Below are 12,491 nucleotides of genomic sequence, written 5' to 3'. Positions count from 1 at the left end.
TAGCCAAGAGGAACTTGCCCATGCACATCATCAACGCCCGCCTGCGCCACCGTGAAGGCCTGCATGATCTGCACCTGGAACATGGCCGGATCGCCAGTATCACTGCGCAAACGGGGTCGCCAACTGCAGGGCCCGACGACCTGGACGCTGCCGGTAACCTGGTGACGCCACCGTTCGTCGAACCGCATATTCACCTCGACGCCACCCTGACTGCCGGAGAGCCGCGCTGGAACATGAGCGGCACCCTGTTCGAAGGCATCGAGTGCTGGGGCGAACGCAAGGCCACCATCACCGAGGAAGACACCCGCACCCGCGCCAAGAAAACCATCCAGGCCCTCGCCGCCCATGGCATCCAGCATGTTCGCACCCATGTCGACGTCACCGACCCGGACCTCACGGCGCTCAAGGCCATGCTGCAAGTGCGTGAAGAAAGCACGCACCTGATCGACCTGCAAATCGTCGCCTTTCCCCAGGAGGGCATCGAGTCCTACCGCAATGGTCGCGAACTGATGGAAGAAGCCATTCGCCTGGGCGCCGACGTGATCGGTGGCATCCCGCACTTCGAATACACCCGTGACCAAGGGGTGAGTTCGGTGAAGTTCCTCATGGACCTGGCCGAACGTACCGGCTGCCTGGTGGACGTGCACTGCGACGAAACCGACGACCCACACTCGCGCTTCCTTGAAGTCCTCGCCGAGGAAGCCCGCAGCCGTGACATGGGTGCCCGCGTCACTGCCAGCCACACCACGGCCATGGGTTCCTATGACAACGCCTACTGCGCCAAACTGTTTCGCCTGCTGGGGCATTCCGGGATCAGCTTCGTCTCCTGCCCCACCGAAAGCATTCACCTGCAAGGCCGCTTCGACAGTTTCCCGAAACGCCGTGGCGTCACCCGCGTCAACGAACTGCTCGAAGCCGGCATGAACGTGTGCTTCGGCCAGGACTCCATCGTCGATCCCTGGTACCCGTTGGGCAACGGCAACATCCTGCGCGTGCTGGAAGCCGGCCTGCACATTTGCCATATGCTCGGCTACCGTAACCTGCAAAGCGCCCTGGACCTGGTCACCGACAACAGCGCCAAAGCCATGGCCCTGGGCGAGCGCTACGGCCTGGAGCCTGGGCGGCCGGCCAACCTGTTGATCCTGTCGGCCGACAGCGATTATGAGGTGATTCGCAGCCAGGGCCTGCCGCTGTATTCGATCCGCCATGGCAAGGTGTTGATGAAGCGGCGGCCGGCGCAGGTCGAGTTCCTGTAAAGAGTGGGCTAAACGATCGAGTCGATATCCAGCGAGTGCACCCTCCCCCGGTCACCATGAACGGGGGACGGGACACTCGCTACCGGCGAACGCTCACGGTTTTCCCGGTGGCTGAACCAACGCTTGAGACTCGGTTGCAGGCTGGCGGAGTGACTATGACTGCCATACACGTCACGGACCTCGAGACGGCGCCAGCGCAGGCTGTGCAGCCGCTCGCGGCTGGTGTTCAAGCGGTCGATTTCGGCATTGAGGGCCTGATTGTGCTCATGGGCCTGGCCACGCTGGTTCGGCGGACGCCGCTGCTCAAGCTCGCGGTTCTTGTCGCGCAATTGTTGGCGCATGGTCTCCAGCGCATGGTCGAGCAACGCGTATTCCCTCGGTGTGACCAAAGGCCCCTGGCTCTCCAGGGTGTGCTGCCAGCGGCGCAACGTGGCCCAGGCGGCGGGGATGTAGCTGGCGGTCATGAAATGCTGGTCGGCCTGGAACAGCTGTTTGAGCAAGTTGTCACGGTCGGGCATATCGCCGTGCAGTTGCAACGCACGATTGCAGGCGGCCTCCTGGATGGACTCACAACCGGGTTTCCACAACACCGACGCCTGCGTGCCATCCTCCAATGTGATCGGCATGAAGTGCTGCTGTTCGCCATGATGTTGGTAGGGATTGCCACCAACCCGCACCAGGCCAGCGGCGAACAACAGGCCCCCGGGCGTAGGGGCACTGAATAACGTCACGGCGCCGGGGATCCAGAGTTTGGCGGTAGTGTTCATCCAGGGCGCGGGAACACTGGGGACGGGATCGTTATGGTTGACGATGCGGTGGTGGACCAGGGCTGAGGCACCGTCGGTGAATTTGGAATCGGCGGCGCGGGGGGCGCCGTAGGTATAGAGGAGAGGAGTGTAGTTACGATCCGGGGCGCGCCGCAGCCCTTCTGCTAACAGCAAGGCAATTGCTCCGCCCAGACTGTGGCCGCATATCACGATGCGCTGGCTGCGATAGAACTGGTCGAGATAGCGCAATACAAAATCTCGCATGGCGCGGTATGCCTGATAAAACCCTTCATGGGCTTTGCCCACGCCGTCGGCAAAATCCACCTGGTGGGCATTGGCGTCTCTCAGCCCATCAGCAGCACTGGCAGTGCCGCGTATCGCAATCAGGACCACCTCATCGTGGTGACTGATGAAAGCTTGCGTATCGGTACCGAACTTATCATCGTCAAAAAAATGCAAATACGCAGGATGTTCCTGTACCGCTCCTAATTCAGCCCGGTTCTGAGGATAAATTTCAGGATCGAAGGGCAATATTTCAAAGCGAAGGGAGTACGGGACTTCCTCATACAGCGGATAAAAACGCTGAACCTGTTCCCCATCAACTTTCCAGGCTTCGTGATACCCCGAGAGCTTCTCCGCAAACAAATTTCCAACACTGGGTTCCAATGGAAAGCTGACTTGATCCAATGGTTTCTTTGGAGGTTGCTGACCAAAATCGCAGTAACTCAAGGTCGACATCAGCGCCAACTGATATAGATTTAACGCACAAAACCGATCATCGATGGAAAGCATGGGGCGCAATGCCCGCAACGGACGGACCTCAAGAACGGTGTGTCGGTTGGGAAAAAGCACAACCCCTGAAAGAACTGGCTCAGGTGGGCCGAACCCCAAGTCGGCCATCATTTTTAACGCGTGGCGTTGAACACCATGCGCACTCGGCGTAAGGGGTGGTAAATGAGCAACGTGCCGAACCAAATCACGCACTTCAACCTGATAATACTGATCCCCCAATCGGCACGCAGGATTTTGCTCGTTACGTTCACCACCCAAATGCTTGAAGCGCGTTTTTTCAGCTCGAACCTGGAGATTGGTGATAGGTATTGGATATCTCTCTCGCTTCAGCAAGGTTGGGTAGTACCCCTCCTCCGCGTCATACAATGCATCGAAAACCAGTACGACTGGCCCTCGACATATGTCCTCCAACCTTGCGAATCCTTGCCCGTCCAAATGCCCTTTGTATCGCTGTCCTGCACAATCAGCCATTTCATAAGCAAGCCCACCATAGGCTTTCCCATCACCTAACTCGTCTACCAGACAAAAACTCAGCCAACCTCCTCGTAACGCACAAGCAGGCATCGTTCCATTAAAAAAAGCGCGCTTCCATTGTTCAATTGCCATGCTGAACATCCTTATTCAGTACAGTGTGGATACCAGTCGCAAATACGCCCATCTGGCATTTTGAAAGACTTGAAGTCAGTGGTATTACCCCGACAGAACGCGTCTTGATCTTCTAAGCTCTTCCCTCGGCAGCGCCTCCAGCCTTGGGGAAAACGAATCCAGTTATCTCCCATGTAAGGTCGTTCTTCACCAATAACGTGTAGGGCCATCCTAAGTGTTTTTCCCGTCAGTTGAGCCCGCTGTACAACGCCTCCTGCTGGTGTTTTCTGTAACTGCCCCCCTTCGCTCAATGAATTGCATTTAAGGACCTTTATGATTGCGTGCTGTGGGCCCACCGTCCGAAACAACCACTGACATTGCCCTGACAATTCGTGCACGCGTGACTCAGGCATCGTCGGCAATTTGTCTTCTAAGCGGTCTTGAATGGAGATACCTGCAATATCCCCCCCAACATCCGTATCCCGCTTGCCCCACTTCGCATAAAAATCAAACACCACACTACTCACGACCAGCGGGCAGCCGTCTACTGTTTCAGTCAGCGGCAACTCATAACTCACCCGACTGGCCACGGGTTTGTATTCAGTAAAAAACACCTTGCGCTCAGGACGCCTGCCCCGGCGCTGCGGCAACGTGCAAGTCTCACCAGGGGCGGGATGGTAGTTGGCCGCCGTTTTGACTTTGAACTCCGCCGGCATATCCACCTCCAGCGTAAAATGCTCACCTCTCTTCCCCGTACACCCAGGGAGCCACACCAGGGCAACAACTAACAACGCACCGCCTATCCATCTACTCATGGTTGCGCTCCTCCCCACGCCATTGCTCCACCAGCCGTTCAAAATGCTCCCCTGGCGCCTCACCCGCTCGCGGCTGCCAACAGATCACACGGTTGCGAGTCGCCTCCTTCAGCCGTCGAACCACCAGGAATTCCAGCTGCTCCGGCGCGTGCCATTGCCAGGCGCGAGCCTGCTCCAGCACTTGGCTCAGCCACGCCCTGGGGTCTTGAAACTCGACCAGTGCGGCAAGGTCTTCACTGTGTTCGGCCAGCAGGTATCGCAGGATATTGGCGTGCAGGATGGCGTCGGCCTGAGGGTTCGGGGTGTTCAGCCATGGCACCGGCACAGGCACCGGGTAGTGGCCGGGGGCAGGGTTTTCGCCATGGCGCCAACCTCCTTCGTGCCAGTAGCACACGCTGATCAGTGGCCCGAGGAATTCCGGCCACAGCGCTGTGGGCAGGTAGGCCAGGGCACGGGCCAGGGTGCGATTATCGTGAAGACGGTAGAGCGCCTGCTCCCCTTCGGGCCCGACCATCAGCCGCTCGCGCCAATGCGCTGTCACACCGGTCAAGTCGTCGTCAGGCAGGCTGCCCAGCCACCCCCAGTTGGCTTCGGGGTGTTGCAACAGGTCGACCAATGCGGGCTCGCTCATCGGCCCCAGCAGCAGGAGTACGGGGCCCGTGTTCGCCAGTTCTGCCGCGACGGTCTCGCTGTAGAGACAGCGATAGTGCGACAGGTCGCGGGCCGCCAACATGGGCTGGCGGGCCGCGCTGTAACCATCGAGCATCAGGCATATCCGGCGTCCTGCCTGTTGTTGTCGGGCCATCCAGCGGTTGGGAAGCATCGGCATCAAGCCGCCCTCCCGGTCATGTCGCATTGGCCTTCACGGCAGCGTTCGCACAGGGGGCAGAAGTCCGCGCCCAGTTGCCGCGCCAGGTCCATGATGACGCCTTGCACGGCGGCGACTTTCAGGCTGCCGGTAACAGGCGAGGCATTCGCAGCACGGGTTTCGGACGGTGAGCCGCCAAGGCTGATGGGCCGACTGCTGAAAATCCCTCCTGCCTGCAGCACCAGGTGCTCTCCGCCAGCCTTGAGGCTCAGTTGTGCGCCCGCATCGATCACCAGGTTGGCACCGGCCTTGATATGCACCTGTTGTCCGGCTTCGACCACCAGGGTCTGCTTCACATAGGTCCGGCTCTCGCCCTGTACGTCAAGGTGGTCGTTCGCCTGCAACACCACCTTGCGATCACCGGTGATGTGACGATGCTCCTCGTTATCCAGGCGGACCGTACTTAACCCGTGGATGATCTCGCGTCGCTCCCCGGCCACCTCCAGCCGGCTGTCATGGCCGACCTGTTGTTCCAGGTCACGTTGGGCGCGCAGGTAAATAAGCTCCTCGCCGCACCGGTCTTCCAGATGCAGCTCGTTGCCGCCTGCGCCTCCCGGGGAACTGCAGGTACGCAGCACACTACGGGTCTTGTGCTGCGGTAACGAATAGGCCGGCAGGCGTAGCGCATTGGGCAGGCAGCCGTTGATCAGCGGCTGGTCGGGGTCGCCTTCAAGAAAGATCACCAGCACCTCCATGCCGACCCGGGGAATCATCATGGCGCCAAACCCGGCACCGGCCCAACCGGTGGCCACGCGCACCCAGGCGCTGCTTTTATCATCCGTCGGGTCCAGGCGATCCCAATGAAAGCGCACCTTGACCCGGCCATAGGCATCGCAATGCACCTCCTCCCCCGCAGGCCCGGTCACCGTAGCGGTCTGGCTGCCCTTGATGGTTGGCTTGGCATGTTTGAGGGGCGGACGATACACCGCGCGCCAGGGCGTCGCGGTGAAGCGGTTGCGATAGCCCTGGAAGGCCCCTGGCTCAAATACCGCCTCTTCAAGTACTTGCGGTTGATAACCTTCGTGACGCACCGAGGTGAGCAACCACAAGTCATTGCAGGCCGGGTCCGGATGGTCACGCAGGTCGAGGAAATGACCGCTGCGCAATACGGGTTGATCGCTCTGGCCCGATGCCCGATGACGGTCGCTCTGATGGCGCTCCAGGCCTCGACGCGCCAATTGCACACCCCGCGCATGGCCAGTGAAACCAGCGGGGTAGTCATAGTCTTCCAGCGGTTGAGCAGACACCGTGCCGGCCTGTTCCTGCAGGCGCAACGCTGGGTGTTCGAAGTCATGATCGCGGCTCACCGTTTGCCGGCTGCGGGTTTCCAGGCGCCTGTCGAAACGCTGGACGCCCCGCGCCTCGGTCGTTGGATCAGGCGAGGCGCAGTAACGCTGCTGTGGCAAGCGTCGAAACACCGTCTGGTCATCCCCGAATACCAGCAGGTGGTTGTTCACGCTGTGGCGGAAATGGTAGTGAATCCCCTCTTCTTCACATAGGCGCTGGATGAAGTGCAGGTCGGTTTCCGCGTATTGCACGCAGAATGTGCGCGGCGGATAGACCACCGGGCCGAGCTCAAAGGCATAGGCGTCGGCCAGGATGCCATGGTGCTCGAGGACGGCCATGATGATCTGCGGCACACTGCGCTGCTGGAAGATGCGTTGGTCGCGCCGGTAGGCCAGGCTGGCCAGGCGCGGTGCCAGGGTGAGGTGGTAGCGGGTGAGCCGAACACCCGGATCAGCCCGGCCAATGGCGTAGACCTGCCCATGCAGGCCTTGATCGGCCTCGCCGAAGTCCAGATAGGCAAGTTGGTGAAGCAAACGCTCCAGGTCAAGGGAAGGGTTTTCGCTGACGAGTTGCACCTCAATGAAGTACGGCTGATCGACGGCCTCGCTGCCGTTGAAAGCCAGTACTTGAAAGTCTGTATTTATGCCTGGAACTATTAATTTGAAACGTGACGAAACAAACGCATTAACCATCCGTTGTTACCCGCCATCCACTTTCTGACTGAAATACTCTCTCTCGCAACATCGATCGAGTTGCAGAGAAAAAGCGCCTGAACGCCCGAAAGCTTAGCGTCTCCGTCGGAAATTCGGCCGGTCAGAAATAAAACAGAATATTCGTACGATGAGGATGGAAGTGTCTTTTGCTAAATATTAAATACAGCCATTCAACCAGTGATCAACAATAAGAAAAGTACGACACAGGCTTACATCTAAATAACTAACCGCTAAAGAACTAGCCCACATCAATTAAAGCCGACAACGGTTCGCCTACGCTGCGGGGAGTGGTCGCGCCGTCCCAAACAGGCTGACGCCGAGCAAGCGTTCGGCCTGCGTTTGCAAACGCACTGGCGCCGTGCCGCCCGGCATGACCACGGCCACTTCACCGCCCTCAACCCAACCGGCCCGCCACGCCGCGCATGCCACAGCGCTGGCGCTGGTGCCCGACGACGCCGTAGGTCCCTCGCCCCGTTCGAAGACTCGCGCCAACACCCGGTTGCCGTGATCACGCGCCGCCCATTGCAGGTTAATGCCGGCGGCACAGGGTTGGCCGCTACCGACAGGTGGTGCGAAGGCAACGGCTTGCAGGGCGAGGAACAATGCGGGCTGGTGCATCGAAGGGTTGTCCGGCAATGCCGAAACCTGGTCGACCAGTGTGACGCAATGAGGGTTGCCGACCCGCACAAACTGACTGCAGGCCCAGTGCGGATTGATTGCCACCAACGTGTCCACCCGGCTGAACCCATGCGCCTCCACCCGCACGGGCTCGACGCCCACCGCCCCCACGGCCAAGGGCCCGAACTCAGGCTGCCCCAAGGCCAGCCAGAACCCATCGACCGGCCCATACCGTGCGGGCTCGACCGACGTAGCCACCGGCGACGCGGCATCCGATTTGTCGTGATGCACCCGCAGTTCACAGCCCTGGGTCATCAACCCCTGGTCGGTCAACGCCTGCGCAAAGATGGTCAAGCCGTTGCCACTGCGCTCGGCGAGGGAGCCATCGGTATTGACGATCAACAGATCGAACGGCGGCTCAGCCTGAAACGGCCCGACCAGCAGCCCATCACAGCGATGGGCCTTGGCGTCGGCCGGACGCGGCAATGAACCCCAACCGCATTCGGAGGCGATGGCCGATGCCGCCCATGCCTCCCGGTTACTCGCCGCGAGGGCGGCGCTATCGGGCACACCCACACCCCGGCTGCGCAAAAAGGCGGGGTTGACGACCCCATAGATATTGCCGCGTGCATCGTAGAACAGGGTCATGCTGCCGCCTGCCTGAGAACTTTCATCAGCTCGTCCATCCAGTTGCCTACTCACCGGGGCAGCAGCGTATTACAGAATGGTCGAGCTGTGGGAGGTGGGCTGGAAGGTGGTCATCCACCACAAGAAAGCTGGGGTTCATCCATTCTCACAGGAATTACACATCTTCCAGGCCACCTCCTACAAACTCGACAGGCTCTGTGTGGCAAATCAGGTCCACAGCGTTCCGTGTTTGTAAAAAAAGAATTCACCGCCTGGGCAGCAAACCTGAAACCAGGGGAACCCTGACTCGCTCGATACGGCTTGATATGCAAGGATGTCGCGCCGGACATCGTTCATTGAACGCAAGACCAAGGATTTTTCATGACTGCCATCCCCACCCCAGCGCCCGTGGTTCCCGGTCGGCTGGAACAAATGTCGACCCGTATCGCTTTTTTTATCGCTGGCTTCGGCATCGCCGCCTGGGCGCCGTTGGTACCGTATGCCAAGGCGCGCGCGCAGTTGAATGAAGGCACGCTTGGCCTGTTGCTGCTGTGCCTGGGGGTGGGTTCGATCATTGCCATGCCCGTGGCGGGCGCGCTGGCCTCGCGCTACGGTTGCCGACGCGTACTGACCGCCGGGACGATCCTGATCTGCCTGGCCCTGCCGATGCTGGCCACCGTCAGTTCGATCCCCTTGTTGATCGCCGGGCTGTTCCTGTTTGGCGCAGGCCTGGGCACGGTGGATTCCACGGTCAACCTGCAAGCGGTGATCGTTGAGCGCGCCAGCGGCAAAACCATGATGTCGGGCTTCCATGGTTTGTTCAGCCTGGGAGGCATCGTCGGCGCTGCGGGCGTTGCCGGGATGCTGGGGCTGGGCTTGTCGCCCTTGCAGGCGACCCTGGTAGTGATCGTCATCATGGCGGCAGCACTGCTCAAGGCTGGGCCACACTTCTTGCCCTATGGCAGTGAAAGCTCGGGGCCGGCCTTTGCGGTGCCGCACGGCGTCGTGCTGTTTATCGGCTGCCTGTGCTTTATCGTGTTTCTGGCCGAAGGGGCCGTGCTCGACTGGAGCGCGGTATTCCTCAGCGCCGAACGCGGCCTGGACGAAGCCTATGCCGGCCTGGGTTATGCGGCCTTTGCCTTGACCATGACGGCCGGACGCCTGACCGGTGATGCGATCGTGCGGCGTCTGGGCGCCACCCGCGTCATCATGATCGGCGGTGCGCTGGCCACCACGGGCATGTTACTGGCCACCCTGCTCCCTGCGTGGGAAACCGCCCTGCTGGGGTACGCCCTGGTGGGCGCCGGCTGCTCGAATATCGTGCCGGTGCTGTATACCGCGGTCGGCAAGCAGACCGTCATGCCTGAACATATCGCCGTGCCAGCCATCACCACCCTCGGCTATGCCGGCATACTCGCAGGCCCGGCGATGATCGGCTTTATCGCCCACGGCAGTAGCCTGAGCACCGCCTTTGTGTTGATCGCGCTGCTGCTGGCGGGTGTGGCCATCAGTGGCAAGATCCTCAAGGTATAAGGCAACTCAAGGCAATAAGCCCGGATCGAGGGCTACCTGGCCTTATGCGCCTTGTACTGTTCAAGCCAGCGTTCAAGACTCTTATTGCTGAGCCAACCCTCATACCGGGGCCAACCAAACAGGCGCGTGTGGTTGGCACGCTCCAGCGAACGCAGTAACCCCGGGCGCTCGATAATATTTTTCGCCATGTACACGCAATGTTCGCTGTACTTCTTCCTGGGCAGGCCAGTGCAAGGCTCCAGTATGGGCAAGCCCAGTGAATCAATGGCATCGGGGTCATTCATCACGGTTTTGAGCAGCGCAATTTCCACGTACTCAAGCGCTTCAAAAAAAAACTTGCGATCCTTGGTCGGGTCTTTCAATTGTGTGAAATGACCTTGCAGGGCCTCGACAACCAGGGCATTGCCCTGCCCCTGGAAAGGATCCTGGCTGAAGGCCCCTGGCGTACTGTTGCCCAGCAGCGTTGCAGCAGCCACCCTCAAGCTGTCGCGAGTGATGTACCCCTCGCAATCGATGATTGCGTCGTTAAGAGGCGGACGCTTGAGAATTTCCCTGACCATCAGGATCATGCGGTCCCGCACATTACTCTCCCCTCAACGCTTCAGCAGCGATGCGATGCAAGGACGACTGCGTCAGGCGCCCTTCCTTGAAAAACGAGTGCAATTCACCAAAGTTTTTCTCCAGCTCGCCCGCCAACTGGCTATCGGTGGAGTGAGGACCGGGTGGGACCGTATTCGCGCGCGCAGCCGGTGGATTTTGTAATGCCTGGTAGCGCAACGCCGACAAGGCCCCACGCAACAGCACCGGACGCCGTGGCCGCGCGTCCGGTGCGAGACTGGGTTCCTCGCACGGCGTGTGAACAACGGGCGCCGGCAAAACCGGTTGCACCTCTGCCCCTCCCATGGCCGCTGGCCGCCCGAGAGGTATTGCACCATCAATTTTCATGCATTATCTCCAACTTTTTCCAGATCCGAGCTTGTCTGGCGCCCACTGCCAAGGTGGCCGAGCTCCGCGGATGGATACCAGTCAAGCCACCGATGTGTGGCTGGGCGATCGCAATAGTTCCGGAGGACGAGCGAATAGCGATGACAGCATGTAAACGCACGCACCACGATGGCCGATCAGTCGCGGTCGTGAGGAGGCGCCGCGCGGTTGTTTTCGGCCTTTTGCCCACTGCACATGGACCTCAGCCCAATCATCACCGAGACCATGACACCACGAAGCGACGCCAGGGGTTGAGCGTCCCTTCCAAGTTCCTGGCCGGGCGCAAGCATGCCTCGGGCAAAATCGTCAGCCACTGGCGCCTGGAACCTGCGCTGACCGGCAAAGTCCTTCATGCGCTGGGTCTCATAAGCATGGAGTATTTGCGCGGGGGCTTTGTCGCAAGTGGGCTCTTGAGCCTCCGCATGGGTTTGATCGCTGGCAGACTGTCGGTATCCAGACTGACCAGCGTTGAACGAAGTCGAAGTCATAGGGCCCCCCAAGGGAATGCGCCACGAGGGGTTCGTGGCGATTCTCCCGCTCAATGAATTACTCTGCGGTGCACGTTTATCCGCGGGACATCTGGCGCAATGTGTCCCAGTGAATCCAGCCGTCCTTGCCCCAGTAATCCCCACCGTCCATGTTTTCCTTCACCTCGGAGCGCTTGAGGACTTCCTGCGCAATCCAGGCCAGGCGTCCATGAACCGGATCGCTCGTCGGCCACGAGGCGAGCCCGTGCAACTTGTCGATGCTGATGAAGCCCGGGTTGGCCGGGGCCTTCAATCCCTCGAAATGCTCGAGCATCTCTTGCGCCAACCGCGAGTCATCCTGGTATTTCAAAGGACTTTGGCTGCTGAGGGTCATCTGAATTTTTTGCCGGTCGATCAGGCCATCCAGCGCGCCGGTGGAGCTGTGTCGATCCAATGCGTTCACCACTTCCGGGCGCCTTAACAGCTCACGCGCCAGGCGGATGTTCTGATCCTGGGCGGGGTTACCGGTCAACGGCTTGTTGGCCATGTCCGAAAGACCCTGCGTGGTGACGAACCACGGCGTTTTCGGATCCTTGAAGGCATCGAAGTTGTTCAACAGCTGGCGTGCCAGATCGTCGTTGCTCTTCTGTGAGTACACAGGGTCGGGCTTGTGGCCGTAGCAAGGATCAGGCTTGCAGGGCGTGGGGCGCACCGGCGGCTTGCTGTAGCAAGGGTCGGGCTTGCACGGCGTAGGCCGCTCTGGTGGCTTGCTGTAGCAAGGGTCAGGCTTGCAGGGCGTAGGTCGCTCTGGTGGCTTGCTGTAGCAAGGATCGGGCTTGCAGGGGACCGGCTTGGGCGGCTTCGGTGGTTTGCCGTAGCAAGGGTCAGGCTTGCACGGCGTAGGTCGCTCTGGTGGCTTGCTGTAGCAAGGATCGGGCTTGCAGGGGACCGGCTTGGGCGGCTTCGGTGGTTTGCCGTAGCAAGGGTCAGGCTTGCACGGCGTAGGTCGCTCCGGCGGCTTGCTGTAGCAAGGGTCGGGCTTGCACGGGACCGGCTTGGGCGGTCGCTGCCCACCGCACCAGCCCTTCATTTTTTGCGTGATTTGGCTGAGGGTCCCAGACGCCGGTGTCTGTCGACTTTCACCCTGCGCCCCGCTCCCACCTTCTCGGTGCTGGGCAA

General features: G+C 60.4%; 10 protein-coding genes. 2 read left to right on the top strand and 8 right to left on the bottom strand.

Annotation, left to right across the window (positions count from 1 at the left end; translation table 11 throughout):
- The first annotated feature begins 20 nt into the window (after positions 1 to 20).
- A complete protein-coding gene (codA, locus tag P2T68_RS11755) occupies positions 21 to 1,256 on the top strand; it encodes a cytosine deaminase (protein ID WP_024074458.1) in 1,236 nt (411 codons plus the stop codon).
- 8 nt (positions 1,257 to 1,264) lie between these two features.
- Here codA and P2T68_RS11750 read toward each other — a convergent pair whose 3' ends face one another.
- The 5 genes from P2T68_RS11750 to P2T68_RS11730 all read right to left on the bottom strand — a co-directional run bounded on the left by P2T68_RS11750 (position 1,265) and on the right by P2T68_RS11730 (position 8,349).
- On the bottom strand, positions 1,265 to 3,421 hold the full coding sequence (locus P2T68_RS11750; RefSeq protein ID WP_277379368.1) for a lipase family protein: 2,157 nt from the start codon (positions 3,419 to 3,421) through the stop codon (positions 1,265 to 1,267).
- Between the two features lie 11 nt (positions 3,422 to 3,432).
- Entirely contained in the window at positions 3,433 to 4,215 is a 783-nt protein-coding gene (locus P2T68_RS11745; RefSeq protein WP_069075640.1) for a hypothetical protein, read from the bottom strand.
- Complete coding sequence (locus tag P2T68_RS11740) at positions 4,208 to 5,044, bottom strand: DUF4123 domain-containing protein (protein WP_277379367.1); 837 nt, start codon at positions 5,042 to 5,044, stop codon at positions 4,208 to 4,210. Before P2T68_RS11740 ends, P2T68_RS11745 begins: the two co-directional genes overlap by 8 nt.
- On the bottom strand, positions 5,044 to 7,062 hold the full coding sequence (tssI, locus tag P2T68_RS11735) for a type VI secretion system tip protein TssI/VgrG (RefSeq protein ID WP_277379366.1): 2,019 nt from the start codon (positions 7,060 to 7,062) through the stop codon (positions 5,044 to 5,046). The genes P2T68_RS11740 and tssI overlap by 1 nt, the downstream gene beginning before the upstream one ends.
- Before the next feature lie 294 nt (positions 7,063 to 7,356).
- Positions 7,357 to 8,349 carry a diaminopimelate epimerase gene (locus tag P2T68_RS11730; protein WP_277379365.1) on the bottom strand — a complete coding sequence of 331 codons (993 nt, stop codon included), beginning with the start codon at positions 8,347 to 8,349 and terminating at the stop codon, positions 7,357 to 7,359.
- A gap of 360 nt (positions 8,350 to 8,709) precedes the next feature.
- Here P2T68_RS11730 and P2T68_RS11725 point away from each other — a divergent pair, with 360 nt between their 5' ends.
- A complete protein-coding gene (locus P2T68_RS11725; protein WP_024074452.1) occupies positions 8,710 to 9,861 on the top strand; it encodes an MFS transporter in 1,152 nt (383 codons plus the stop codon).
- 32 nt (positions 9,862 to 9,893) lie between these two features.
- Here P2T68_RS11725 and P2T68_RS11720 read toward each other — a convergent pair whose 3' ends face one another.
- From P2T68_RS11720 to P2T68_RS11710, 3 genes are all read right to left on the bottom strand, one after another.
- The gene (locus tag P2T68_RS11720; protein ID WP_024074451.1) at positions 9,894 to 10,442 is read right to left on the bottom strand and encodes a hypothetical protein; all 549 of its coding nucleotides are present in this window, start codon (positions 10,440 to 10,442) and stop codon (positions 9,894 to 9,896) included.
- A gap of 1 nt (position 10,443) precedes the next feature.
- Entirely contained in the window at positions 10,444 to 10,806 is a 363-nt protein-coding gene (locus P2T68_RS11715) for a hypothetical protein (RefSeq protein WP_024074450.1), read from the bottom strand.
- Between the two features lie 603 nt (positions 10,807 to 11,409).
- Positions 11,410 to 11,970: a hypothetical protein gene (locus tag P2T68_RS11710; protein ID WP_277379364.1), complete on the bottom strand. Its 561-nt coding sequence runs from the start codon at positions 11,968 to 11,970 to the stop codon at positions 11,410 to 11,412.
- Positions 11,971 to 12,491: the final 521 nt, after the last annotated feature.

Origin of the sequence: Pseudomonas sp. G11, from assembly GCF_029457515.1 — a bacterium.
In the GTDB taxonomy this organism is placed as follows: Bacteria; Pseudomonadota; Gammaproteobacteria; order Pseudomonadales; family Pseudomonadaceae; genus Aquipseudomonas; species Aquipseudomonas gorinensis.
The sequence above is the reverse complement of the archived record's forward strand: the minus strand, read 5'-3'. Positions and strand labels throughout refer to the sequence as shown.